Origin of the sequence: Bradyrhizobium sp. Ce-3 (genome assembly GCF_022835695.1) — a bacterium.
GTDB lineage: Bacteria > Pseudomonadota > Alphaproteobacteria > Rhizobiales > Xanthobacteraceae > Bradyrhizobium.
The window spans coordinates 81,722-104,946 of sequence record NZ_BQUV01000013.1 but is presented as its reverse complement, the minus strand read 5'-3'; the positions used below and the strand labels follow the sequence as shown (position 1 = coordinate 104,946).

Here is a 23,225-nt window from a genome sequence, read left to right as displayed (position 1 = left end):
GTCCGGGTCCGGATCGTCTTCCAGGGATCCCGTCAACCACGCGAGGTTCCGACATGACCAGTTCCGTCCTCAAGCCTGCCGCCGAGCTCGCCAACACCAATGTCAGGCGCTTTCCCAATGAGAGCGACGAGTATCGCCGCGCGCGCCAGGCGCTGCTTGTCGAGGAGATCGAGTTGCGCCGGCACATCGCGCGTGTCGCCGAGCTGCGCCGCGCCTTGCCGCCGGGCGGCGAGGTGACGAAGGCCTATGAGTTCGCCGGCGAGGCCGGTGCGGTCTCACTCGCCGATCTGTTCGGCGGCAAGCAGACGCTGATCATCTACAGCTACATGTTCGGCCCGCAGCGCGAGAAGCCGTGTCCGATGTGCACATCGTTCATGGGCACATGGGAGGAGAAGCTGCCCGACATCGAGCAGCGCGTCTCGTTCGTGTTCGTGGCGCGCTCGCCGATCGCGCGGCTGATCGAGGCGAAGAAGGCGCGGGGCTGGACGCGCCACAGGATCTACTCGGATGCCTCGGGCGACTACACGCGCGACTATGTCAGCAAGGAAGACAGCGACATCCCGGGCTACAATGTCTTCACCCGCCACAACGGCACGATCCGCCATTTCTGGGCCGGCGAAATGGGAGCGGGCACGATGGACCCCGGCCAGGACCCGCGCGGCGCGCCGGACATGGATCCGCTCTGGACCTTGCTCGACACCACGCGCGAGGGGCGCGGCACCGACTGGTATCCGAAGCTCAGCTACTGAGGAGAAGGTTTTTGCCCGATCCCCGCGGGATCACGGGGCGGTCGGCAAGGAAATTCTCCCTGGGTTTTATCCCGGTGCGCTGCCCTCGGGCAGCGTGCCGGAATGTCCCATCATGGGACAAAAAAGCCGTTTTGGCGGTCCAATGTCATCTTAAAAAAGCCCTACGCCACAGGCACTTCCCGCGCTGCAGGGGATCGCATCCGGTTAAGTCGCATTTAACTAAAAGTCGCCTTAATGGCCGTCTGTGCCCCCGCGCGACGTTGAGCCGAACACCGTTCGACCAGGCGTCGAGTGAGGGACAAAGGTGGACCTGTTTTGAGCGCCGGGCGTATGGGTACGAGTGCGAGTGCGTATGTTCTTGGGGCACCAAGCCGCAAGAAATCTTCCCGAAAAATCCTCCCACAGCATTTCCTCGGCAGCGCCGCGGTGGCGGGGCTGGTGCTTGGCTGCGCCTGGACCGTCTACGCCAACATCTTTGCGGCGAGCGTCTATCCGTCGGTCGGCAATGCGTCGTTCGATGCGCCGGTGGTGAAGCGGCCCGTCGCGGTCGCCGCGCGGCCGACGCCCGCGTTCAACGAGGTGTTCGCGTCGTTGAAGCCGGCGCCCGCAGCGCCCGCCAGGACCGAGGTCGCGAAGTCGGAAGCCCCGGCACCTTCGACTATGTTTAACGATCGGTTTGCGGCCGCCTCGCCCGACGGCGTGGCGCCCACCGTCGTGGCCGACGCCGCCACGCAGATCGACCCGATCAAGCAGGCTGCTGCACCCAGTGCCGCCGGAGCGGCGAGGGCGGTGGCAACCGCAGTGCTCGCCGAAACATCGAAGCCGCTGCCGGCGCCGAAGTCGGTCGAGACCGCCAAGAAGCAAGCCGCCGCCAATCTGAAGGTGGCGCTCAACGATCCCGCTGCCGATGTGCAGCCCAAGGGAGCCGAGAAGGCAGCCGAAGCCAAGGCGACCGAGCCGAAGGCGGCCGAGGTCAAGCAGGCTGCGAAATCCAGCGGCGTCCGCGACATGGCCGCGCGCGCCAAGGCCGCGGTGATGTCGATCGCATCGAGCGAGCGGCAGACGATGGTCGAGAAGCTGTGGGGCAAGCGCGAGTCCGGCGGTGGGCTACTGTCGTTCGCCTCGGCCGACGCCAATGTCACCGGCAGCATCCCCTCGACGCTGGATCAGAACCCGATGCTCGGCGGCTCGCCGCCCTATGACCGCCAGACCGCGGTCTACGACATCTCGGCCAAGACCGTGTATCTGCCCGACGGCACGCGCCTCGAGGCGCATTCGGGCCTCGGCTCCAGGCTCGACGATCCCCGCTCCTCGCATCTGAAGATGGTCGGCGTGACGCCGCCGCACATTTACGAGCTCAAGCCGCGCGAGGCGCTGTTCCACGGCGTGCCGGCGCTGCGGCTCAATCCGATCGGCGGCGAAGGCAAGATCTTCAACCGCGACGGTCTGCTCGCGCACACCTTCATGCTCGGCCCGAACGGCGACTCCAACGGTTGCGTGTCGTTCAAGGACTATTACGCATTCCTCGACGCCTATCGTAACAAGGGCATCCGCCGCCTCGCGGTGCTGGCGAGGATTCAGTAAGCGCCGTCCTCCTTGGGGCGCTGCTCCAAGGTGTGAGCCGCGCGATCAGCCCCGGCACCTGTCCGAAGGTCGCAGTTCCGTCCCTTGAAAGGCCGCTGGCAGCGCTATATCCTGCGAAATACAAGGGTGCCGGGGTCAACAGCGCCGCGCTCCTGTGGGTCACAGAACCCTGGGAGCAGGGGAGGGAAGCATGAGCCGGTCGCCAGGCGTCGTGCACACGGACAAGGTTCTCGACGTGCTGGCCGGAGGCGGAGCGCCATCCGATTTGTCGGCGTCGTGGCGTCGGTCCGGCCATCTGCATGCGCTCGATCCGGCGAGCCGTCTGCCGTCATATCGTCTGAGCCAGGCCGACATCGCCGCTGCACAGCAGCGGCTCGGTGAATTCCTGAAGGTCGCCCAGGGCACGCTCGACCGGCTGTTCCTTGCGGTCGGCGGGGTCGGCTGCTCGGTGCTGCTGGCGGATCGCGACGGCGTCGTGGTCGACCGGCGCGGCGCGGGCGCGGATGACGCGACCTTCAACGCCTGGGGGCTGTGGACCGGCGCGGTCTGGAGCGAGAAGTACGAGGGCACCAACGGCATCGGCACCTGCATCGTCGAGAAGCGGCCGCTCTCGATCGACCGCGAGCAGCACTTCTTCACGCGCAATTCCGGGCTGTTCTGCACCACTGCGCCGATCTTCGACGAGCATGGCGAACTTGCCGCGGCGCTCGACGTGTCGTCCTGCCGGGCTGACCTGACGGATGGATTTTCCCGGTTGATCGCAACCACGGTCACCGACGCCGCGCGTGCGATCGAAGCCGAGAATTTTCGCCGGGCGTTTCCCGATGCGCGAATTCTGCTGACGCCGAAAAGCGAGCGCGCCGTCAACTCGCTGCTGGCGGTCGATCGCGACGATCTCGTGATCGGTGCGACGCGGGCTGCGCGCCGTGCGCTCGGCCTCAATGCGGCGTCGCTGGCGCGGCCATTGCCGGCGGCCGACCTGATCGGCGAGACCCGCGACGATGGCGGGCTCGCTGCCGCCGAACGTGCGGCGTTGCAGCGTGCGCTGGCGCGCGCCGGCGGCAATGTCTCGAAGGCGGCCAAGGATCTCGACATGTCCCGCGCGACACTACACCGCAAGCTCAAGCAGCTTGGCTTGCATCGTTAACACCGACGGCGCTACGCTCCCTCGCCCCGTTCTTACGGGGAGAGGGTGGGGTGAGGGGCTGTCTCCGCGCAGCCGGTGATAGCTGCGTTTGCGGAGAGTCCCCCTCACCCGGAACGCATCTAGCGATGCGTTCCGACCTCTCCCCGCACGCGGGGCGAGGTGAAGGAAAGTCCGTCTTGCAGGCCCCAGAACCAGCGTCCGCAGCGCTGACACATCTGTGCCAATTTGCGGCGCACTCTGTCTCAGATTTGCGACAGTCCCCCGCGGCCGTTGGGCCACGCCCCTGTTCTGTCCGCCTGATTTGACCGAGCGTTCCGCCCCAACGCCGGGACCATCGGCGTGCCAACGGAGGAATACATGAACAAGGTTGACATGCAGTCCGTGCTCAAGGCGCCGTTCGCCAAGCGCTACGGCAATTTCATTGGCGGCGAATGGCGCGAGCCCCGTTCCGGAAAATACTTTGAGAACGTATCTCCGATCACGGGACTTCCGGTCTGCGAGATCGCCCGCTCCGACGCCGCGGATGTCGAGGCCGCGCTCGATGCGGCGCATGCCGCCAAAGACGCCTGGGGCAAGACCAGCGTCGCAGAGCGCGCGCTGATCCTCAACAGGATCGCCGACCGGATGGAAGCCAATCTCGAAAAGCTCGCCACCGCCGAGACCTGGGACAACGGCAAGCCGATCCGCGAGACCATGGCGGCCGACATGCCGCTTGCGATCGATCACTTCCGCTATTTCGCCAGCGCGATCCGCGGGCAGGAGGGCTCGATCTCGGAGATCGACCACGACACGATCGCCTATCACTTCCACGAGCCGCTCGGTGTCGTCGGCCAGATCATTCCCTGGAATTTCCCGATCCTGATGGCGGTCTGGAAGCTCGCGCCGGCGCTCGCTGCCGGCAATTGCGTCGTCATCAAGCCGGCGGAGCAGACGCCGGCCTCGATCCTGGTCTGGCTCGAGCTGATCGGCGATCTCCTGCCCAAGGGCGTCGTGAACGTCGTCAACGGCTTCGGCCTCGAGGCCGGCAAGCCGCTTGCCTCGTCGAACCGGATCGCCAAGATCGCCTTCACCGGCGAGACCACGACGGGCCGGCTGATCATGCAATACGCCTCGCAGAACCTGATTCCGGTGACGCTGGAGCTCGGCGGCAAGTCGCCCAACATCTTCTTCAAGGACGTCTGCGCCGAGGACGACGATTTCTTCGACAAGGCGATCGAGGGCTTCGTGATGTTCGCGCTCAACCAGGGCGAGGTCTGCACCTGCCCGAGCCGGGCGCTGATCCATGAATCGATCTATGACCGCTTCATGGAACGCGCGCTGAAGCGCGTCGCGGCGATCACGCAAGGTTCCCCGCTCGACCCGACCACGATGATCGGCGCGCAGGCCTCCTCCGAGCAGCTCGAAAAAATCCTCTCCTATATCGACATCGGCAAGAAGGAGGGCGCCAAGGTGCTCGCCGGCGGCGAGCGCAACAATCTCGGCGGCGGACTGTCAGGCGGCTATTACGTCAAGCCGACCGTGTTCGAGGGCAACAACAAGATGCGCATCTTTCAGGAGGAGATCTTCGGGCCGGTGGTGTCCGTGACCACCTTCAAGAACGACGAGGACGCGCTTTCGATCGCCAACGACACGCTCTACGGCCTCGGGGCCGGCATCTGGAGCCGCGACGTCAATCGCTGCTACCGGTTCGGCCGGGCCATCCAGGCCGGCCGGGTCTGGACCAATTGCTATCATGCCTATCCGGCGCATGCGGCGTTCGGCGGCTACAAGCAGTCCGGTGTCGGCCGCGAGAACCACAAGATGATGCTCGACCACTACCAGCAGACCAAGAACATGCTGGTGAGCTACAGCCCGAAGAAGCTCGGCTTCTTCTAGCATCGTGTCCACGCGACAGGCTTCGGCGGGGCGACCCGCCGAAGCTCCATCACGGAGGCCGAGATGGCTGACAAGGTGACCGCGACGCCGGCTGCGCTGGAGCTGATCGCCGAGATCGTCGCCGATCACGGGCCGGTGCTGTTTCACCAGTCCGGCGGCTGCTGCGACGGTTCGTCGCCGATGTGCTATCCGCAAGGCGATTTCCTGATCGGCGATTACGACGTCAAGCTCGGCGAGATCGGCGGGGCGCCGTTCTACATCAGCGGTTCGCAATACGATGTCTGGAAGCACACCGACCTGATCATCGACGTCGTTCCGGGCCGCGGCGGCATGTTCTCGCTCGACAACGGGCGCGAACGCCGGTTCCTGACCCGGTCCGAGATCTGCGCGTTGCCGCCTCGCGAGACCGGGTAGGGCGGCCTGGTAGGGCGGGCTGGCGCGACCGGCGCCGATCTGGAACCGGGGGCCATTGTCGCTATACTGCGCTGATCCAGGCGAGTCCCAACTCGGCAACGGATCTGGTGTAAAGCGAACATGTCCCTGACGCCCCCCATCGAAACCCCACCGCCGATCACGACCGAAGCGTTCGTCGATGCCGCGGCCGCCGTGGCCCGGCTCGAGGAGATCTACGAGCGCAACACGGCGTACCTGCGCAATCGCTTCGAGGCCTATGTCAACGGCGCCGTGATCACGACGCGGGTGCGGGCCTGTTACCCGTTCGTGCGCATCACGACCTCGTCGCATGCCCGGCTCGATTCGCGTCTCGCCTACGGTTTTGTTGCGGGGCCTGGCATCCATGAGACCAGCATCACCCGGCCGGACATCTTCCGGACCTATCTCACCGAGCAGATCGGGCTCCTGATCAAGAACCATGGCGTCGCGGTCGAGATCGGCGAATCGAACGAGCCGATCCCGATCCATTTTGCCTACCGGCGCGACATCAATATCGAGGCGGCGCTGACCATCGCCGACAGCTCGGCGTTCACGCGGTCGCTGCGCGATGTGTTCGATACGCCGGATCTCGCCGCGATGGATGATGCGATCGCCGACGGGACATTTGAACTGTTGCCGGGCGCGCCCGAGCCGCTGGCGCTGTTTCGGGCGGCGCGGGTCGATTATTCGCTGCGCCGGCTCTATCACTACACCGGCACCGATCCCGAGCATTTCCAGAATTTCGTGATCTTCACCAACTACCAGTTCTATGTCGATGCCTTCGTGCAATCGAGCCAGCAGCGTCTCGCCGCGGGCGAGGAAGGTCTCGAGGCGTTCGTCGCGCCCGGCAATGTGATCACAGGCAATGCGCTGGCAGGCGGCGGCGTGAGCGGGACGGCGTCGGAGCGCGTGCCGCAGATGCCGGCGTTTCATCTGGTCGAGCCCGGCTATCGCGGCATCACCCTGATCAATATCGGGATCGGTCCGTCGAACGCGCGCAACATCACCGATCACGTCGCGGTGCTGCGGCCGCATGCGTGGCTGATGATCGGGCACTGCGCGGGGCTCAGGAACACGCAGCGGCTCGGCGACTATGTGCTGGCTCACGGCTATGTCCGCGAGGATCACGTGCTCGATCACGAGCTGCCGCTGTGGGTGCCGATCCCCGCGCTCGCCGAGATGCAGGTCGCACTCGAGGAGGCGGTCGGCGAGGTCACCGGGCTCACCGGCTTCGAGCTGAAGCGGCTGATGCGCACCGGCACGGTCGCCAGCGTCGACAACCGCAATTGGGAGATCAGCGGGCCGCAGGTGATCCGGCGGATGTCGCAGTCGCGCGCCGTCGCGCTCGACATGGAATCGGCGGCGATCGCCGCCAACGGCTATCGCTTCCGCGTGCCCTACGGCACGCTGCTGTGCGTCTCCGACAAGCCGCTGCATGGCGAGATCAAACTGGCGGGCATGGCGAGCGAGTTCTATCGCCAGCGCGTCGGCCAGCATCTTCAGATCGGACTGAAGGCGCTGGAGCGGCTCAAGCAGCAGGAATCCGAGCGGCTGCATTCGCGCAAGCTGCGCAGCTTCGCCGAGGTCGCGTTTCAGTAGCGCCGTACGACGTGCGCCTCGATCACGCTGCGAGCGATTTCCACAATTGCGTCTCGATACCGACCGCGGCCTTGACCTGCGGTCGCGCCTGCATGCGCGCGAGATAGGCGGCCAGCGGCGGCCATTGCGCCACGTCGACGCCGGCGGCACGGAGCAGCAGCAGGGCCCAGGCGAGGTGCGCGTCCGCTACCGTGAAGCGGTCCCCGACCAGAAATTCGCGGTCGGCAAGATGCGCTGACGGCACCGACAAGGTCTGTCCGATCCGGGCACGCGGCTTGGCGAGCGACGCGTCGTCCTTGTACCAGAAGGTCGGAAACAGAAAGCCTTTGTGGATCTCGGTGCCGACGAAGCTCAGCCACTCCTGCAGGCGGTAGCGGTCCGGATCGCCGGGCGGCGGCGCGAGGCCGAGCTCGGGCTTGAGGTCTGCGATATATTGCAGCACGGCCGCACTCTCGGTCAGGCGCTCGCCGTTTTCGAGCACCAGCGCGGGCACGGCGCCCTTCGGCGCGACGGCGCGGAAGTCGCCGTCGTCCTCGATCACCTTCTTGGTCCAGAGCTGGACGAGGTGGTAGCGCGCCTCGATCCCGGCTTCCATCAGTGCGATGCGGCTGGCGAGCGAGCAGGCCATCGGCGAGAAATAGAGCTCGAGCATGACGGCGTCTCAGGCGAGCGCGTTGCCGCGCGCGATGATCGCGAAGCGGTCGGACAGTTCGGCGAGTGCGACGTCGTGAATGAGTTTTGCGGCAATCGTGCCGCCGACGCCGTCGGGCAGGTCGCGCGTGGCGCAGCTGTCGGCATCGATCGTGGTTCGGAAGCCGAGATCGAGCGCGGCGCGGGCGGTCGAGCTGACGCACATATGCGTCATGAAGCCGGCAAGCACCAGCTCCTTGCGGCCGGTCGCGACGAGCTGCGCGTTGAGGTCGGTGCCGGCGAAGGCGTTCGGTAATTGCTTCTCGATCACGATCTCGCCGGGCCGCGGCTTGAGCGGCGCGACGATCGCGCCACGCTCGGCGCTGCGATCGAACAGGCTTCCCGGCGCTCCCTTGTGCGCGATGTGGATGATCCTGGCGCCGCTCTCCCGCGCGCGGTTGAGCAATGCGGTGGCGCGCGCGATCGCCGGGCCGGCGTCCGGCAGGGCGAGGGGACCGGCGAGATACTCGTTCTGGATGTCGATCAGCACCAGACAGGCGTCGCCGAGGCGGGGCGGGGTGAGGTCGATGCCGGCAAGCTGCATCAAGGTCTTGGCTGCGGTCATGGTCCTGAGATCTCCAGCGGATGTGTCCTGCGAAAATATAGCCGCGGCCCGGCCTGCCGTTATGCAGGGATATTGCAGCCGGTGGCTGCGTTATTGCAGGCAGGCCGGGCGCGCTGTAATCTGAGCGCATGAACTGGGACGATCTTCGCATCATCGCGGCCGTCAGGGACGAGGGCACCTATGCCGGCGCCAGCGCGCGGCTGCGCATCGACGAGACCACGGTCGGCCGCAGGCTGGCGCGGATCGAGCGCGCGCTCGGCCTGCGGCTGTTCGAGGCCGCCGACGGCGTCCGCAGGCCGACCCGGCAGTGCGACGTCGTGCTCGCACACGTCCAGGCGATGGCCGCGCACGCCGAGGAGATCGGCCGGGTCGGCGAGAGCCTGCCTGGCCCGGTCGGGCGGCTGCGCATCGCCTCCACCAATGCGATCGCCGAGGAGGTGCTGGCGCCGCGCACCAGCGAATTGCTGCGCGCCCATCCGGGCCTGACGCTGCAGTTCCTGACGTCGAGCGAGAACGTGAGATTCTCGCGCTGGGAGGCCGATCTTGCGATCCGGCTGCGCAAGCCCGACAAGGGCGACTTCGCGATCTCGAAACTCGCCGAGGTCAGGCTGTATTTCTTCGAGCCGGCCGCGGCAGCAACGGGAGAGGCGGTGACCTGCGCCTATCCCGATGAGCTCGGCACGATTCCGGAAATGCAGTTCCTGCGCGGAAAGCGCCTTCGCGCGCGCTGCGTCACCGACAACGTCCGCATCATCCACAGGCTGATCCAGTCGCATCACGCGGTCGGCGTGCTGCCGGAGCATAGTTGCGCGGATCTTCTGACCGATCGCCGCCTGCGCGCGACGCTGCTGCCGAAGCGGCGCGACGTCTGGCTTTTGGTGCAGAGCCATCTCAAGCGCGATGCGGCGACACGCGTCACCATCGACTGGCTGCGCGGCTGCTTCCAGGACGTCGCGCGCAGCGGGTGAGGTGGGCGGAAGCAGGCGCTGAACTCTCCGCTCGTCATTCCCCGGTGCGCAATTGCGTACCTGAGGGCGTGCGAAGCACGTGCCCGGAATCCATTCCTCCGCGAGTTATGCGGCCCGATGGATTCCGGGCTCTCGCTTCGCGAGCCCCGGAATGACGAGGAGAGGGTGTGATGCGCCATAAGCGCCACAACGCGACCTCGCCATGAAAAAATCACACGCTTCCCTCTTGCAACCCGGACGTGCTTCGTTTATTAGCCCGCTCCTTCGCTTCGGCCATGGGTTCGGGCTCGTTGAGATCCCGACTGGCGCGTGCCGCTCTGCGGTGTCGTGTTCCGCTGAAATGACGATCGCGAGATGAAGCTCATGGCGAGCATCGGGGATCAAACCCCGAAGGCGCCGGTTCGATTCCGGACTTCTCACAAAGGATAGCTCAGTTGGGTAGAGCAGGTGAATGACACTCATCGGGTCGCGGGTTCAAATCCCGCTCCAAGCGCTCCGTTTCAGCCTGAAAAGCTGATACCTCTGAAGGGGACCGGACGCGCGCTTCAGTCGCAGTCCGGCCGTTCTGCCGCAAGGCTTTTCGTCCGAACCTGGACACTGTGAGACCGGCTATGCGCCGCGGTGGATACCGCTTGCGCTGATGCCGGGTGGCTCCGCACGGCCGCGCGACATTCGTCGCGCGATCGCGCGCGTGCGCCCGTCATCGCGCAGGCTTTAAGCCACGGCCCGCTTGGCTGACAGGAAGCCGCGTTCGCGTCCTCAAATCCTTTGCAAACGTAAACCCGCATTCAGGCCCATGGGCCTGAAGCAACGATGGAGGCGTGCCATGACTCTGGATAAGACCTGGCATTTCTTGACGACCAAGTTGACGGTGAAGGATGGCGAGCGCGCGTTGCTGACGCGCGACGGCCGGCTGACGCAGGTGCTCGCGCCCGGGCGGCACCGCCTGTTCGATCCCCTGCATCAGCTCAAGGCCGAGCTGTTCAGCGTCGTGCGGACCGAATTCCCCGCGGATCGCTACGCGGTGATCAAGGCCGCGCGTCCTGATCTGGCCGACGAACTGTTCGAGGCGGTCGAGACCGGAGCGAACGAGATCGCGATCGTCAGCCTGGACGGCCGCCCCGTGCAGCTGCTGACGCCCTGGCAGACGCGCGTGTACTGGAAGGTCGCGACCGCGGTCGATGTCGAGCGCATCGACGTCACCAGCGATCCCAGGGTCACGGCACGCCACCTCGCGATGATCCAGCCCAACCGGGCCGGCGTCATCACCGAGGCGGTGGTCGAGAACCACGAGGCCGGTCTGCTCACGGTCGAGGGCAGGCTGGTCGAGCGGCTCGCGCCCGGCCGGCACGCGTTCTGGATCGCGGGCCGCAAGATCGAGGTCAAGCGCCTCGACCTGCGTCCCCAGGCGATCGAGATCACGGCGCAGGAGATGCTGACCAGGGATCGCATCGCGCTGCGCGTGACGCTGACCGCGTTCCGCCGGATCGTCGATCCCGAGCGGGTCGTGGCCACGGTGCCCGACGTGGATGCGTGGCTGTATCGTTTGGTGCAGTTCGCGATCCGCGAGGCGGTGGCCGGCCGCACGCTGGACGAGATGCTGTCTGCGAAGGCGGCGCTCGACGAGGAGCTTCGCGACTATGTCCGCGGCCGTGTCGCGGATAGCGGCGTCGAGGTCACCGAGCTCGGCGTCAAGGACGTGATCCTGCCCGGCGAGATCCGCGAGCTGGTTAACAAGGTGGTGGAGGCGGAGCGGGTGGCGAAGGCCAACCTGATCCGCCGGCAGGAGGAGACCGCGGCGACGCGTTCGCTCCTCAACACCGCCAGGCTGATGGAGGAGAACCCTCTGCTGCTGCGGCTCAAGGAGCTGGAGTCGCTCGAGCGTCTGGTCGAGAAGGTCGGCCGCATCGACCTGCATGCCGGCGACGGCCAGGGCCTCGATGCGCTGCTGACCAAGCTGGTCCGCCTCAAGGCGCCCGAGAGCGCATAACAAGAAGGGCCGCCCACGGGCGGCCCTTCGGTTTCTCCGTCATTCCGGGCTCGCGCTGCGCGCGCCCCGGAATGACGGACCCCCAAAACAAAAACCCCGGCATCGCTGCCGGGGTTTTGCATTTCGCAAATTGCCTTGAGTGGCTGGACTTAGAAGTCCATGCCGCCCATGCCGCCGCCCGGAGGCATTGCGGGGCCGCCGGCGTTCTTCTTCGGCAGCTCGGCAACCATCGCTTCCGTGGTGATCAGGAGCGCGGCAACCGAGGCAGCGTTCTGGATCGCGGTACGGACGACCTTGGTCGGGTCGATGATGCCCTTCTTGACCAGGTCGGCATAGTCGCCGGTCTGGGAGTCGAAGCCGTAATTGTAGGTCTTGTTCTCCAGGATCTTGCCGACGATCACCGAGCCGTCTTCACCGGCGTTGATCGCGATCTGGCGAGCCGGAGCCGACAGCGCCTTGCGCACGATCTCGACGCCGGTCTTCTGGTCGTCGTTCTTGGTGCGCAGGCCCTTGAGCTGCTCGGAAGCACGGAGCAGGGCGACGCCGCCGCCCGGGACGATGCCTTCCTCGACAGCCGCGCGGGTCGCATGCATCGCGTCATCAACGCGATCCTTGCGCTCCTTCACCTCGACCTCGGTCGCGCCGCCGACGCGGATCACCGCGACGCCGCCTGCGAGCTTGGCGAGACGCTCCTGCAGCTTCTCACGGTCGTAGTCCGAGGTGGTCTCCTCGATCTGCGCCTTGATCTGGGCAACACGGGCGTCGATGTCGGCCTTCTTGCCGGCGCCGTTGACGATCGTGGTGTTTTCCTTGTCGATCATCACCTTCTTGGCGCGACCGAGCATCTGCAGCGTGACGTTCTCGAGCTTGATGCCGAGGTCTTCCGAGATCGCCTGGCCGCCGGTCAGGATCGCGATGTCCTGCAGCATGGCCTTGCGGCGATCGCCGAAGCCCGGAGCCTTGACGGCCGCGACCTTCAGGCCGCCGCGCAGGCGGTTGACGACGAGGGTGGCGAGCGCTTCGCCTTCGACGTCTTCAGCGACGATGACCAGCGGCTTGCCGGTCTGCACCACGGCCTCGAGCAGCGGCAGCAGCTCGTTCAGCGAGGAGAGCTTCTTCTCGTTGATCAGGATGTAGGCGTCGTCCATCTCAACGCGCATCTTGTCGGCGTTGGTGACGAAGTAGGGCGAGATGTAGCCGCGGTCGAACTGCATGCCCTCGACGACGTCGAGCTCGGTCTCGAGCGACTTGGCTTCCTCGACCGTGATCACGCCCTCGTTGCCGACCTTCTTCATGGCGTCGGCGAGGAACTTGCCGATCTCGGCATCGCCGTTGGCCGAAATGGTGCCGACCTGGGCGATCTCCTCGTTCGAGGTGACCTTCTTCGAGTTCTTCTGGAGGTCGGCCACGACGGCTTCGACCGCGAGGTCGATACCGCGCTTCAGATCCATCGGGTTCATGCCGGCGGCAACCGACTTGGCGCCTTCGCGCACGATCGCCTGGGCGAGCACGGTCGCGGTGGTGGTGCCGTCGCCGGCCGCGTCAGCGGACTTGGAGGCGACTTCGCGCACCATCTGGGCGCCCATGTTCTCGAACTTGTCCTCGAGCTCGATCTCCTTGGCGACGGTGACGCCGTCCTTGGTGATGCGGGGAGCGCCGAACGACTTCTCGAGCACGACGTTGCGGCCCTTCGGGCCGAGGGTGACCTTCACCGCATTGGCGAGGATGTCGACGCCGCGCAGCATCTTGTCGCGCGCATCGACGGAGAATTTGACTTCTTTAGCTGCCATCTGAATTTTTCCTTGAGAGGTTTACCTGGGAGGGAAGAGGCGCTTAGGCCGCCTTCTTCTTGGAAGCGGGGACGTCGAGCACGCCCATGATGTCGCTTTCCTTCATGATCAGCAGATCTTCACCGTCGATCTTGACCTCGGTGCCGGACCACTTGCCGAACAGGACGCGGTCGCCGACCTTGAGGTCGATCGGGATCAGCTTGCCAGCCTCGTCGCGGCCGCCCGGGCCGACGGCGGTGACTTCGCCCTGCGAGGGCTTTTCCTTGGCACTGTCCGGAATGATGATGCCGCCAGCAGTCTTCTCTTCGGCGTCGATACGCTTGACCACGACGCGGTCGTGAAGCGGACGGAATTTCATGCAGTCCTCCTAAATATTTGCGGATGCTGTAGATTTTTGGAGTTTTAGCAGTCCAATCCGGCGAGTGCCAGACTGGTTGGGCAGGAGATAGGCCAAGCCTTGGCGGCGGGCAAGTGCCTCTAGCAGAAAAATTGGCACTCGTAAGTGTCGGGTGCCACGATCATTTCGAGATCATTTCGGCATCCTTAATGCCGTCCGGGGGCGCCCGCCGGGCTATTAGCAGATGCGGTAAGCTGCTGCCAACGCAAGAAATTTCAACAACCTATTAAACATTTAGGCTTGAGATGGGTTAGTCGCGTGCGTCACATTTCTCTCATGTGAGCGCATCCATTGCCGGTGGTCCGGCGGGGAAGGTCGGCCACCCACGTGAATGCGCTCCGTCACAGGAGGTTGGCATGGTCTCGCGAGTTGGTGGGGTTGTTTCCGACGATTTCCGGAAGCAGTTGCTGGGGTACGGGCTGACGACGGCGCAAATCCTCTATCGGATGCCGGATCATCCCTCGTTGTTGCAGACCTATGTCTGGCAGAACTACGACCTGTTTCCGAAATTTCCGGCGCTGCAGGATTTCCTCTCCTTCTGGCAGCAGAAGCTCGAGGGCCCGCTGTTCTCGGTCACCGTGGCGCATTCCAAGCTGGTCAAGCCGGCCGAACTGCGCGCCGTCGACGGCGTGTTCCGGCTGCATTGAGCGGGTCGAACCCGGGCTTTGGAGGCATAAGCGCGCTGTGCGCCTTTGCCCACCTCGCGCGGCGCGACTTGTGTTAGCCTTTGACCGTCACAAGAAGACGGGAGGCGAACAATGGCCAAGAAGACGGCATCGAGATCCGCTGCCAAGACCGCAGTGAAGAAGAAATGGACCGGGCTCGGCGCCGGCGCCAAGAAAACGTCAGTGAAATCGTCCGCGCGCAAGACCATCAAATCCAAGGGCCGGGTCTCGGCGGCCAAGAAGAGTGCGGCGAAGAGCGCGCCGAAAGCGGCAGCGAAGGCGCGGCCGAAGCAGCGCGTCGCGATCAGCCATCACCGCGAGGAGGATTTCAAGGCCGATGGCTTGCGCACCTACGCCAAGTACCGCGACCTCGGCATATCAGCCGCCTCCCGCGGCCTGGCGCAGGCGCATGTCATCCGGCTGCAGGGCCCGTGCAATCCGGATGAAGTGTCGAAGCTGCACTTCCACGACGTCGACTTCCAGATGGTCTATGTGCTCAAGGGCTGGGTGAAGACCTACATGGAAGGCGAGGGCGAGACGCTGATGCGAGAGGGCAGCGCCTGGACCCAGCCTCCGCGCATCCGGCACATGATTTTGGATTACTCCGACGATGTCGAACTGCTGGAGGTGATCCTGCCGGCCGAGTTCAAGACGGTGGAGCTGAAGGCGTAGGCGCCGTCACCCTCCGACGTCATTCCGGGGCGCGCCAACGGGTCGCGCGAACGCGCGCCCGATGACAGGCTCCGCGCGAGCCCGGAATCCATTTGTCCACTTGCTCTGCGGCGTGATGAATTCCGGGCTCGGCGCTACGCGCCGCCCCGGAATGACGACGAAAAAAGTTTCGTAGCCCGGATGCAGCGAAGCGAAATCCGGGGCTCGCGCCCGCAGTGAGACCGCCCCGGATTGCGCTGCGCTCCATCCGGGCTACGGCTACGGCGCCGTCATCATCCCGACGATCGCGCCCATCAGGCAGGTCGTCAGCGTGCCTGACACGATCGACTTCAGTCCGAGCGCGTTGATCTCGTCGCGGCGTTCGGGCGCCATGATGCCGAGGCCGCCGATCATGATGCCGAGGCTTGCGAAATTGGCAAAGCCGCACATCGCGTAGAGCATGATGAGGCGCGAGCGCGGATCGAGCGCGTCGGGGCCGAGCTTCGACAGGTCGACATAGGCGATCAGCTCGTTCAGCACGGTCTTGGTGCCCATCAGGCTTCCCGCCGTGATCGCCTGCGGCCAGGGCAGGCCCATCAGCCAGCACACCGGCGCCATCACGTAACCGAGCAGCCGCTGCAGCGAGATCCTGGCGCCGCCGACCTCGGGCAGCAGGCCGATGATCTTGTTCGCCAGATAGACCAGCGCGACCAGCACCAAGAGCATCGCGATGATGTTCATCAAGAGCTCGAGGCCCGCGGCGGTGCCCTTCACGATCGCATCCATCGTCGACGACACCTGAACATCGGGATCGTCGAGCGACCCGCCGGTGCGCTTGTCGGAGGTTTCCGGCACCATGATCAGGCTGACCAGGATCGCGGCCGGCGCGCCGAGCACCGAGGCGATGACGAAATGCGCGGCCGCATCGGGGATCAGCGGCGCGAGCAGCGTGGCGTACAGCACCAGCACGGTGCCGGCGATCCCGGCCATGCCGCCGGTCATCACCAGAAACAATTCGGAGCGGGTCAGCTGTGCCAGATAAGGCCGGATGAACAGCGGGGCTTCCACCATGCCGAGGAAGATGTTGGCCGCGGTCGAGAGCCCGACCGCGCCGCCGACGCCGAGCGTGCGCTCCAGGATCCAGGCCATGCCGCGCACCACCGGCGGCAGCACCCGCCAATAGAACAGCAGCGTGGTCAGCACGCTCATCACGAGCACGATCGGCAGCGCCTGGAAGGCGAGGATGAAGTCCGAGCCCGGCGCCTTGGGATCGAACGGCGCCGGGCCGCCGCCGACATAGCCGAACACGAAGGCGGTGCCGGCGCGTGTCGCCGCCGCGATGGTGCCGACGGCATCGTTGATCGCGCCGAAAGCCTGCGTCACCAGCGGCACCTTGATCAGCAACAGTGCAGTGACGACCGTGACGATGAGCCCGATCGCCGCCTGCCGCAGCGACACCCTCAGGCGATTCTCGCTCAATGCCCAGGCGATCACGAGCAACGCCACCACACCGAACGCCGATTGCAACTGCAGCATCACGCCCCCAAGAACCTTTGCGGATTATGGGCAGGGGCCCCGCGCAGCGCAATGCTGTTGCGCGTTGACCCCGTCGCCATTGACAAGTTGCAGGCGCTCGGCCACGCCATCATCCATGCACACCGCCACGCCGGCCGGCGCCCGCGATCTGCTCGGCCACCAACCCTTCCTGTTCTTCCTGTCGTCGCGCAGCCTGTCGCGCTTCTCCAGCCAGATCGGTGCGGTGGCGATCGGCTGGCAGATCTATGATCTGACCGGCAGCGCGTTCGACCTCGGCATGGTCGGACTGGTGCAGTTTCTGCCGACGGCGCTCTTGGTGTTCGTCGCCGGCCACGCCGCCGATCGATTCGAGCGCAAGCGCGTGGTGCAGGTCTGCCAGGTCGCGGAGGCGCTGACCGCATTGTTTCTCGCCGGAAGCACGTTTGCCGGCACCATCTCCGAGATCCAGATCTTTGCTGCGACCTTCGTGCTCGGCATCGCCGGCGCGTTCGAGAGCCCGGCGACCGCCGCGCTGCTGCCGCTGATCGCGCCGCAGGGGTCACTGCAGCGGGCGACCGCGATCTCGAGCGGCGCGGCCCAGGTCGCGACCATCACCGGACCCGCGCTCGGCGGCTTCGCCTATGCGCTGATGCCGAGCGCGCCCTACGGCATCATGATGGTGTTCTGGCTGTTCGGCGCGCTGCTGACCGGCGGCATCGGCCGGCTGCAACAGGCCGCAGCGAAGAACGGCGAGGTGTCGGACGACCTGTATGCCGGCGTCACCTTCGTTCGCAGCAATCCGGCGATCCTCGGCACCATCTCGCTCGATCTGTTCGCGGTGCTGTTCGGCGGCGTCACCGCGCTGCTGCCGATCTATGCGCGCGACATCCTGCAGACCGGCCCGCTCGGGCTCGGCATCCTGCGCGCCGCGCCCGCGGTCGGTGCGCTGTTGATGACCATCGTGCTGGCGCGGCACACCATCAACCGGCGCGTCGGCATGCGCATGTTCCAGGCGGTGATCGTGTTCGGCGTGGCGACGGTGGTGTTCGCGCTGTCGCACTGGATGTGGCTGTCGGCGCTGGCGCTCGCGGTGCTCGGCGCCGCCGACACGATCAGCGTCGTGATCCGCTTCTCGCTGGTGCAACTCGCCACCCCAGACGAGATGCGCGGCCGGGTCGGCGCGGTGAATTTCCTGTTCATCAATGCCTCGAACCAGCTCGGCCAGTTCGAGAGCGGCGTCACCGCGGCGCTGCTCGGCGCCGTGCCCTCGGCCGTGCTCGGCGGCGTCGCCACGATCGCGGTCGCGCTGCTCTGGATGAAGCTGTTCCCGACGCTGCGGGACGTCGAGAAGCTGGAGTAGGGGACTTTTCGCCACCCGTCATTGCGAGCGAAGCGAAGCAATCCATCTTGCCATATGCGGAGGCATGGATTGCTTCGCTTCGCTCGCAATGACGACGCGCGATTTCGGAATAGTGGAAAAATACCCCTGAGTTGCCCGACGTGTCAAGCGGGTATGCGCACGCCAGCAGCGGCCGGCTACTGTGCATGGGGTTGTTTTCGATATTTTGGTAGAGCGCCCCTGCGACGGCATGGCCGGCACGAGCCCGGCCATGCCGCAAGCGGGCAGGCGAGGGAGGATCAGCCCCGGCCGACGAACGGCATCTTGGTCGCCATGACCGTCATGAACAGCACGTTGGCGTCGAGCGGCAGGCCGGCCATGTAGGCGACGGCGTCGCCGACCGCCTTCGCATCCATGCGCGGCTCGTGCTTGGTGGTGCCGTCCGGCTGCAGCACGCCCGGGCCGTTGACCATGCGGTCGGTCATCGGGGTTGCGGCGTTGCCGATATCGACCTGGCCGACCGCGATGTCATACATCCGGCCGTCGAGGTTGGAGGCCTTGGTGAGGCCGGTGATGGCGTGCTTGGTCGAGGTGTAGGCGGCCGAGAACGGCCGCGGCGCATGCGCCGAGATCGAGCCGTTGTTGATGATGCGGCCGCCGCGCGGGTTCTGGTCCTTCATGATGCGGAAGGCGTGCTGGGTGCACAGGAACGGCGCGGTGAGGTTGGTGTTGACCACGGCCTGCCACTGCTCGAGGGCTAGGTCCTCGAAGTTCACCGGCGGTGCACCCATGCCGGCATTGTTGAAGAGAACGTCGAGCCGGCCATAGGTCGCCTTGACCTTGTCGAACAGCGCGGCGATCGCGGCCGGGTTGGCCATGTCGGCGGTGACGCACAGGCTCTTGCCGGCGAGGCCGAGCTTGGCGGTCTCCTCCAGCATCTCCAGGCGGCGCCCGACCAGCACCACGGTGTAGCCCTTGTCCATCAGAGCGAGCGATGCCGCGCGGCCGACGCCGGTGCCGGCGCCGGTCACGAGCGCGATCTTGGTTGCTTCGGTCATCCGAGTTTCCTCTTACTTGGTTTTTGCTTCGGTTTCGTTCTTGTAGGGTGGACGTGGAATGTTCTGATGCGCCGCGCGCAGCGCCGCCGACCAGCGCGAGCGCAGATCGTGGAAATAGGGCTCGCCGGCCTCGATCCGATGGTTGAGATCCGCCTCGCAGGCGTCGGTGCGCACCACCAGCACATCGATCGGCAGGCCGACGCCGAGGTTGGAGCGCATCGTCGAATCCATTGAGATCAGCCCGGTCTTGAGCGCCTCGTAGAGCTCGACGTCGTAATGCATGGCGCGGTCGAGCACCGGCTTGCCGTATTTGTGCTCGCCGATCTGCAGATAAGGCGTATCGGTGGTGCATTCGATGAAGTTACCGGCGGTGTAGACCATGAACAGGCGCATCCGCGAGCCCTTGATCTGGCCGCCGAACAGGAACGAGACGTCGAAGGAGATATCCTCCGAGCGCAGCGCGTCGCCTTCGGTGGCATGCACCGCGCGGATGGCGCGGCCGATCCGCTGCGCCGCCTGGAACATGGTCGGCGCGTTCATCAGCGTCTCGAGCTCGCCGCTGTGCGGATCTTCCATGCCCTCGGTCAGGGTCGACAGCACCGACTGGCTGATCGCGAGATTGCCGGCGCTGGCGATCGCCATGATGCGGTCGCCGGGCTTTTCGAAGATGTGCAGCTTGCGGAAGGTCGAGACGTTGTCGAGGCCGGCATTGGTGCGGGTATCGGCGATCATGACGAGGCCGTCGCGCACCAGAATTCCGCAGCAATAGGTCATTTCCAGCCCTCAAACGGTCCGAGTTTCTCGGCGGGAGACTAGTAGCCAATTTCGAGCATGCATCCAACCCTAATTCCCCGTGACGGGACGTGCGGCGGCCGGTCAAAGCGGGGCGGGACGGCCCGATCGCGGCGAGGGCCGGACCCCTGTTCCAGCCGCTCCAACTTGCCGGCCGAAGCCGGCCGCGTTCTGCGTTGTGCGCAGCCGGCAATGATCTGCGCCCCTGTCATTGCGAGGCCCATGGCGTTGTGGTCGACTGCCCGCAACCGACAACAACAAGAAATTCCGGGAGGCGAGAATGTCGCTCAAACTGTCCGCATGTGTCGTGGCGTTGGGCATCGCGGCAATGGCTGCGAGCCCTGCATCGGCGCAGAAGAAGGGCGGCACGCTGCGGCTCTATCACAACGACAATCCGCCCTCGACCTCGCTGCTCGAGGAATCCACCATCGCCTCGGTGATGCCGTTTGCGGCTGTGTTCAACAACCTCGTGGTGTTCGATCCGGCCAAGGTGCACGAAAGCATCGACACCGTGATCCCCGACCTCGCCGAGAGCTGGTCGTGGGATTCCACCAACACAAAGCTCACCTTCAAGCTGCATCACGGCGTGAAATGGCATGACGGCCAGCCGTTCACCGCCAAGGACGTGCAATGCACCTGGCGGATGCTGATCGGCAAGAGCGAGACCCAGGACTCCAGAACCCAGGACTTCAAGCGCAATCCACGCAAGGTCTGGTACTCGAAGCTGAAGGACGTCAGCGTCAACGGCGACGATGAAGCGACCTTCGAATTGACCGAGCCGCAGCCGGGCCTGCTGGCGCTGCTCGCCAGCGCCTTCTCGGTGGTCTATCCCTGCCACGCGCCGCAGCAGGTGATGCGCACCAAGCCGGTCGGCACCGGGCCGTTCAAATTCGCCGAGTTCCGGCGCGGCGATTCGATCCGTCTCGTCCGCAACCCGGATTACTTCAAGAAGGACCGGCCGTATCTCGACGAGATCACGGTGCGCTCGATCGACAGCCGCGCCACGCGCATGCTGGCATTCGCGACCGGCGACTATGACATCACCTTTCCGTCCGACGTCAGCATTCCCCTGATGAAGGACGTCAAGGCGCGGGCGCCGAATGCGATCTGCGAGATGACCTCGACCAATCTGCAGATCAATCTGCTCGTCAACCGCGTCAATCCGCCGTTCGACAATCCGGAGATTCGCAAGGCGATGTCGCTGGCGCTCGATCGCAAGGCGTTCAACAGCATCCTGTTCGAGGGCAGCGGGCGGCTCGGCGGCGCGATGCAGGCCAAGCCCGAAGGCGAGTGGGGCATGCCGCTGGAGATCCTGTCGACGCTGATGGGCTACGGCCCCGATACCGAGAAGAACCTCGCGGACGCGCAGGCGATCATGCAGAAGCTCGGCTACAGCGACGCCAAGCCGCTGTCGATCAAGATCCAGACCCGCAATTTGCCGACCTATCGCGATCCGGCCGTGATCCTCGCCGACCAGCTCAAGAAGATCTATATCGTCGCCGAGCTCGATATCCTGGATACGCCGCGCTGGTACTCGCGGCTGCAACGCAAGGACTACACGATCGGGCTCAATGTCACCGGCGTCAGCGTCGACGATCCCGACGGCAATCTGGTCGAGAATTACTCCTGCAACTCGGAGCGCAACTACACCCAGTATTGCAATGCCGAGGTCGACAAATTGCTCGCCGCGCAGTCGCGCGAGGTCGACAAGGACAAGCGCCGCAGCATCGTGTTCGACATCGAGCGCCTCCTGGTCGACGACGCCGCGCGGCCGGTCATCCTGCACTCATCGGCCGGCAATTGCTGGCAGCCGTACGTGAAGAATTTCCATCCGCACGACAACAGCCAGTACAACAATCTGCGCTTCGAGGATGTCTGGCTCGACAAGTGACCGCGATATGGCGGTCATTCCCCGGTGCGCAATTGCCTGAGGGCGCGCCTCTTGGCGCGAGACCGGAATCCATTTTTCCGCGCAACTTGTGGCACGATGGATTCCGGGCTCTCGCTTCGCGAGCCCCGCAATGACAGGATAGGGGCAGTCAAAGCGCGCCCTACCTATCCGCCGCATCGGCCAGGAACGCGTCGTCCACGGGCACGCCGAGCGCCGTGACCAGCCGGTTGGTCTCGGCGGCCATGCCGACGATCGCGAGCATTTCCTGATATTCGGCCTCGGTCATGCCCTTGGCGCGGGCGCCTGCGGTGTGCGAGTGGATGCAGTAGCTGCAGCCATGCGCCACCGAGACCGCGACGTAGAGCATCTCCTTGACCTTCGGATCCAGCGCGCCCGGGGCCATCACCTCCTTGATGCTCTCCCAGGTCCGCCGCAGCGTCTTCGGATCATGCGCGAGCGCGCGCCAGAAATTATTGACGAAGTCCGAGTTCCGGGTCTTGCGGATGTCGTCGAAAACGGCGCGGGCCTCAGTCGAGAGTTCATCGTCGGCGAGCAGTTTTACGGTGGCCATGGCCCCTCTCATTGCGTCGGTTTGAACGGCTACGATCATAGCAGCACGCGTCCGGCGTTGCCGTGTCCGCGATCAGGAGTCGAGGAAATCCTTTAGCGCGGCGTTGAACAGCGCGGGGTCCTGCAGGAATGCGAAGTGGCTGGCATTGGGCAGGATGAGCAGGCCGGCGCCCGGAATGGTCGCGGCCATGTATTCGGTATGCTCGCGCTTGATGCCTTCGTCATGTTGGCCGTCGGCGATCAGCACCGGCGCGCGGATCGCGCGCAATTGCGCGTCGGTCCAGTTCGGCTGGCTGTCCCACATCTTCTCGATCTGCTGCAGGAACTGATCATATTCGCCCGGCGTCGGCGAGAGGCGCTCATACTCGGTCCTCGCCCGCGCGATGAACTGCGCGAAGGTCGGGTCCTTGTCGATGTCGGGCTTCAGGCCCGATGTCAGGGTGTTGGCACCGAACGCAAACACACGGCTGACCCGGTCGGGATGGCGCATCGCCATATCCAGTCCGATGATCGCGCCATCGCTCCACCCGACGATCGCCGCACGCGGAATCTTCAGCTGATCGAGCAACGCCACGACGTCGTCGGTCATCAGATCGTATCCGAACGGCTGCGCATTGCGGGTGCTGCGGCCATGGCCCCGGCTGTCGACGCAAATCACCCGATGCGCCCGCGCCACTTCCGGCACCTGCAGGCCGAAGTAATCGGAATTGGACAGCCCGCCATGCAGGAAGACCACGGGGCTGCCTTCGCCGGTCTCGACATGGAACAGGCTGATCCCGTTGACCTCGGCGTGGGCGCTGCGCCCCGCGATCGGCGCCGGCGTCGCGGGCAAGGTCTGCCAGCGCTCAAGCGCGTCGGCGCGCGGGATGCGCGCGAGGCCGAGCAGGGCGGTCGCAAGGAAGAGACGTCGGTCCATGGCTATACTCTCCGCAAGCACCGCTTCAGGCCGCGGCACGAC

At 65.4% G+C, this 23,225-nt stretch carries 21 protein-coding genes and 2 tRNA genes; 14 read left to right on the top strand and 9 right to left on the bottom strand.

What is annotated here, in order from left to right:
• The first annotated feature begins 53 nt into the window (after nucleotides 1–53).
• The 6 genes from BRSPCE3_RS33945 to BRSPCE3_RS33920 all read left to right on the top strand — a co-directional run bounded on the left by BRSPCE3_RS33945 (nucleotide 54) and on the right by BRSPCE3_RS33920 (nucleotide 7,386).
• Nucleotides 54–749 (top strand): DUF899 family protein, encoded by a 696-nt coding sequence (locus BRSPCE3_RS33945; protein WP_244071153.1) that lies wholly within the window; start codon nucleotides 54–56, stop codon nucleotides 747–749.
• A 426-nt stretch (nucleotides 750–1,175) separates the two neighbouring features.
• Complete coding sequence (locus BRSPCE3_RS33940) at nucleotides 1,176–2,333, top strand: DUF2778 domain-containing protein (protein WP_244071151.1); 1,158 nt, start codon at nucleotides 1,176–1,178, stop codon at nucleotides 2,331–2,333.
• A gap of 190 nt (nucleotides 2,334–2,523) precedes the next feature.
• Nucleotides 2,524–3,480 carry a GAF domain-containing protein gene (locus BRSPCE3_RS33935; protein ID WP_244071148.1) on the top strand — a complete coding sequence of 319 codons (957 nt, stop codon included), beginning with the start codon at nucleotides 2,524–2,526 and terminating at the stop codon, nucleotides 3,478–3,480.
• Between the two features lie 357 nt (nucleotides 3,481–3,837).
• Nucleotides 3,838–5,355 (top strand): aldehyde dehydrogenase, encoded by a 1,518-nt coding sequence (gene adh, locus BRSPCE3_RS33930; RefSeq protein ID WP_244071146.1) that lies wholly within the window; start codon nucleotides 3,838–3,840, stop codon nucleotides 5,353–5,355.
• Between the two features lie 63 nt (nucleotides 5,356–5,418).
• On the top strand, nucleotides 5,419–5,769 hold the full coding sequence (locus BRSPCE3_RS33925; protein WP_244071144.1) for a DUF779 domain-containing protein: 351 nt from the start codon (nucleotides 5,419–5,421) through the stop codon (nucleotides 5,767–5,769).
• A gap of 120 nt (nucleotides 5,770–5,889) precedes the next feature.
• On the top strand, nucleotides 5,890–7,386 hold the full coding sequence (locus BRSPCE3_RS33920; RefSeq protein ID WP_244071142.1) for an AMP nucleosidase: 1,497 nt from the start codon (nucleotides 5,890–5,892) through the stop codon (nucleotides 7,384–7,386).
• 22 nt (nucleotides 7,387–7,408) lie between these two features.
• On the opposite strand, the gene BRSPCE3_RS33915 is transcribed toward BRSPCE3_RS33920, so the two are convergent.
• Entirely contained in the window at nucleotides 7,409–8,038 is a 630-nt protein-coding gene (locus BRSPCE3_RS33915) for a glutathione binding-like protein (protein WP_244071140.1), read from the bottom strand.
• Between the two features lie 9 nt (nucleotides 8,039–8,047).
• Complete coding sequence (locus BRSPCE3_RS33910; protein ID WP_244071138.1) at nucleotides 8,048–8,641, bottom strand: cysteine hydrolase family protein; 594 nt, start codon at nucleotides 8,639–8,641, stop codon at nucleotides 8,048–8,050.
• Between the two features lie 128 nt (nucleotides 8,642–8,769).
• On the opposite strand from BRSPCE3_RS33910, the gene BRSPCE3_RS33905 reads away from it, so the two are divergent.
• The 4 genes from BRSPCE3_RS33905 (at nucleotide 8,770) to BRSPCE3_RS33890 (ending at nucleotide 11,599) form a co-directional block, all read left to right on the top strand.
• Nucleotides 8,770–9,609: a LysR family transcriptional regulator gene (locus tag BRSPCE3_RS33905; RefSeq protein WP_244071136.1), complete on the top strand. Its 840-nt coding sequence runs from the start codon at nucleotides 8,770–8,772 to the stop codon at nucleotides 9,607–9,609.
• Nucleotides 9,610–9,959: 350 nt separating this feature from the next.
• Nucleotides 9,960–10,029, top strand: a tRNA-Leu gene (locus tag BRSPCE3_RS33900).
• 3 nt (nucleotides 10,030–10,032) lie between these two features.
• Nucleotides 10,033–10,099, top strand: a tRNA-Val gene (locus tag BRSPCE3_RS33895).
• Nucleotides 10,100–10,435: 336 nt separating this feature from the next.
• The gene (locus BRSPCE3_RS33890; protein ID WP_244071135.1) at nucleotides 10,436–11,599 is read left to right on the top strand and encodes an SPFH domain-containing protein; all 1,164 of its coding nucleotides are present in this window, start codon (nucleotides 10,436–10,438) and stop codon (nucleotides 11,597–11,599) included.
• 149 nt (nucleotides 11,600–11,748) lie between these two features.
• Here BRSPCE3_RS33890 and groL read toward each other — a convergent pair whose 3' ends face one another.
• Together groL and BRSPCE3_RS33880 are read right to left on the bottom strand one after the other, a co-directional pair.
• Nucleotides 11,749–13,389, bottom strand: coding sequence for a chaperonin GroEL (gene groL, locus BRSPCE3_RS33885; RefSeq protein ID WP_244071133.1), 1,641 nt, complete (start codon nucleotides 13,387–13,389; stop codon nucleotides 11,749–11,751).
• A 43-nt stretch (nucleotides 13,390–13,432) separates the two neighbouring features.
• Nucleotides 13,433–13,747, bottom strand: a complete 315-nt coding sequence (locus BRSPCE3_RS33880; RefSeq protein ID WP_038383333.1) for a co-chaperone GroES — start codon at nucleotides 13,745–13,747, stop codon at nucleotides 13,433–13,435.
• A 395-nt stretch (nucleotides 13,748–14,142) separates the two neighbouring features.
• On the opposite strand from BRSPCE3_RS33880, the gene BRSPCE3_RS33875 reads away from it, so the two are divergent.
• Nucleotides 14,143–14,433, top strand: a complete 291-nt coding sequence (locus BRSPCE3_RS33875; protein WP_097674119.1) for an usg protein — start codon at nucleotides 14,143–14,145, stop codon at nucleotides 14,431–14,433.
• Between the two features lie 111 nt (nucleotides 14,434–14,544).
• Nucleotides 14,545–15,123: a cupin domain-containing protein gene (locus BRSPCE3_RS33870; RefSeq protein WP_244071130.1), complete on the top strand. Its 579-nt coding sequence runs from the start codon at nucleotides 14,545–14,547 to the stop codon at nucleotides 15,121–15,123.
• Between the two features lie 258 nt (nucleotides 15,124–15,381).
• On the opposite strand, the gene BRSPCE3_RS33865 is transcribed toward BRSPCE3_RS33870, so the two are convergent.
• Nucleotides 15,382–16,638, bottom strand: coding sequence for a NupC/NupG family nucleoside CNT transporter (locus BRSPCE3_RS33865; protein ID WP_244071129.1), 1,257 nt, complete (start codon nucleotides 16,636–16,638; stop codon nucleotides 15,382–15,384).
• 115 nt (nucleotides 16,639–16,753) lie between these two features.
• Here BRSPCE3_RS33865 and BRSPCE3_RS33860 point away from each other — a divergent pair, with 115 nt between their 5' ends.
• Nucleotides 16,754–17,977: an MFS transporter gene (locus tag BRSPCE3_RS33860; RefSeq protein WP_244071126.1), complete on the top strand. Its 1,224-nt coding sequence runs from the start codon at nucleotides 16,754–16,756 to the stop codon at nucleotides 17,975–17,977.
• A gap of 278 nt (nucleotides 17,978–18,255) precedes the next feature.
• Here BRSPCE3_RS33860 and BRSPCE3_RS33855 read toward each other — a convergent pair whose 3' ends face one another.
• Together BRSPCE3_RS33855 and BRSPCE3_RS33850 are read right to left on the bottom strand one after the other, a co-directional pair.
• A complete protein-coding gene (locus BRSPCE3_RS33855; RefSeq protein ID WP_244071124.1) occupies nucleotides 18,256–19,014 on the bottom strand; it encodes an SDR family oxidoreductase in 759 nt (252 codons plus the stop codon).
• 12 nt (nucleotides 19,015–19,026) lie between these two features.
• Nucleotides 19,027–19,788, bottom strand: a complete 762-nt coding sequence (locus tag BRSPCE3_RS33850) for a proteasome-type protease (protein WP_244071122.1) — start codon at nucleotides 19,786–19,788, stop codon at nucleotides 19,027–19,029.
• A gap of 298 nt (nucleotides 19,789–20,086) precedes the next feature.
• On the opposite strand from BRSPCE3_RS33850, the gene BRSPCE3_RS33845 reads away from it, so the two are divergent.
• Nucleotides 20,087–21,697, top strand: coding sequence for an ABC transporter substrate-binding protein (locus BRSPCE3_RS33845; RefSeq protein WP_244071120.1), 1,611 nt, complete (start codon nucleotides 20,087–20,089; stop codon nucleotides 21,695–21,697).
• 160 nt (nucleotides 21,698–21,857) lie between these two features.
• Here BRSPCE3_RS33845 and BRSPCE3_RS33840 read toward each other — a convergent pair whose 3' ends face one another.
• The gene (locus BRSPCE3_RS33840) at nucleotides 21,858–22,268 is read right to left on the bottom strand and encodes a carboxymuconolactone decarboxylase family protein (RefSeq protein WP_244071118.1); all 411 of its coding nucleotides are present in this window, start codon (nucleotides 22,266–22,268) and stop codon (nucleotides 21,858–21,860) included.
• A 72-nt stretch (nucleotides 22,269–22,340) separates the two neighbouring features.
• A complete protein-coding gene (locus tag BRSPCE3_RS33835) occupies nucleotides 22,341–23,183 on the bottom strand; it encodes an alpha/beta fold hydrolase (protein WP_244071116.1) in 843 nt (280 codons plus the stop codon).
• Nucleotides 23,184–23,225: the final 42 nt, after the last annotated feature.

Coding starts and splice junctions, on each gene's coding strand:
- BRSPCE3_RS33945 (WP_244071153.1), top strand. CDS start 54: ATGACCAGTTCCGTCCTCAAGCCTGCCGCCGAGCTCGCCAACACCAAT.
- BRSPCE3_RS33935 (WP_244071148.1), top strand. CDS start 2,524: ATGAGCCGGTCGCCAGGCGTCGTGCACACGGACAAGGTTCTCGACGTG.
- adh (WP_244071146.1), top strand. CDS start 3,838: ATGAACAAGGTTGACATGCAGTCCGTGCTCAAGGCGCCGTTCGCCAAG.
- BRSPCE3_RS33925 (WP_244071144.1), top strand. CDS start 5,419: ATGGCTGACAAGGTGACCGCGACGCCGGCTGCGCTGGAGCTGATCGCC.
- BRSPCE3_RS33920 (WP_244071142.1), top strand. CDS start 5,890: ATGTCCCTGACGCCCCCCATCGAAACCCCACCGCCGATCACGACCGAA.
- BRSPCE3_RS33915 (WP_244071140.1), bottom strand. CDS start 8,038: ATGCTCGAGCTCTATTTCTCGCCGATGGCCTGCTCGCTCGCCAGCCGC.
- BRSPCE3_RS33910 (WP_244071138.1), bottom strand. CDS start 8,641: ATGACCGCAGCCAAGACCTTGATGCAGCTTGCCGGCATCGACCTCACC.
- BRSPCE3_RS33905 (WP_244071136.1), top strand. CDS start 8,770: ATGAACTGGGACGATCTTCGCATCATCGCGGCCGTCAGGGACGAGGGC.
- BRSPCE3_RS33890 (WP_244071135.1), top strand. CDS start 10,436: ATGACTCTGGATAAGACCTGGCATTTCTTGACGACCAAGTTGACGGTG.
- groL (WP_244071133.1), bottom strand. CDS start 13,389: ATGGCAGCTAAAGAAGTCAAATTCTCCGTCGATGCGCGCGACAAGATG.
- BRSPCE3_RS33880 (WP_038383333.1), bottom strand. CDS start 13,747: ATGAAATTCCGTCCGCTTCACGACCGCGTCGTGGTCAAGCGTATCGAC.
- BRSPCE3_RS33875 (WP_097674119.1), top strand. CDS start 14,143: ATGGTCTCGCGAGTTGGTGGGGTTGTTTCCGACGATTTCCGGAAGCAG.
- BRSPCE3_RS33870 (WP_244071130.1), top strand. CDS start 14,545: ATGGCCAAGAAGACGGCATCGAGATCCGCTGCCAAGACCGCAGTGAAG.
- BRSPCE3_RS33865 (WP_244071129.1), bottom strand. CDS start 16,638: ATGCTGCAGTTGCAATCGGCGTTCGGTGTGGTGGCGTTGCTCGTGATC.
- BRSPCE3_RS33860 (WP_244071126.1), top strand. CDS start 16,754: ATGCACACCGCCACGCCGGCCGGCGCCCGCGATCTGCTCGGCCACCAA.
- BRSPCE3_RS33855 (WP_244071124.1), bottom strand. CDS start 19,014: ATGACCGAAGCAACCAAGATCGCGCTCGTGACCGGCGCCGGCACCGGC.
- BRSPCE3_RS33850 (WP_244071122.1), bottom strand. CDS start 19,788: ATGACCTATTGCTGCGGAATTCTGGTGCGCGACGGCCTCGTCATGATC.
- BRSPCE3_RS33845 (WP_244071120.1), top strand. CDS start 20,087: ATGTCGCTCAAACTGTCCGCATGTGTCGTGGCGTTGGGCATCGCGGCA.
- BRSPCE3_RS33840 (WP_244071118.1), bottom strand. CDS start 22,268: ATGGCCACCGTAAAACTGCTCGCCGACGATGAACTCTCGACTGAGGCC.
- BRSPCE3_RS33835 (WP_244071116.1), bottom strand. CDS start 23,183: ATGGACCGACGTCTCTTCCTTGCGACCGCCCTGCTCGGCCTCGCGCGC.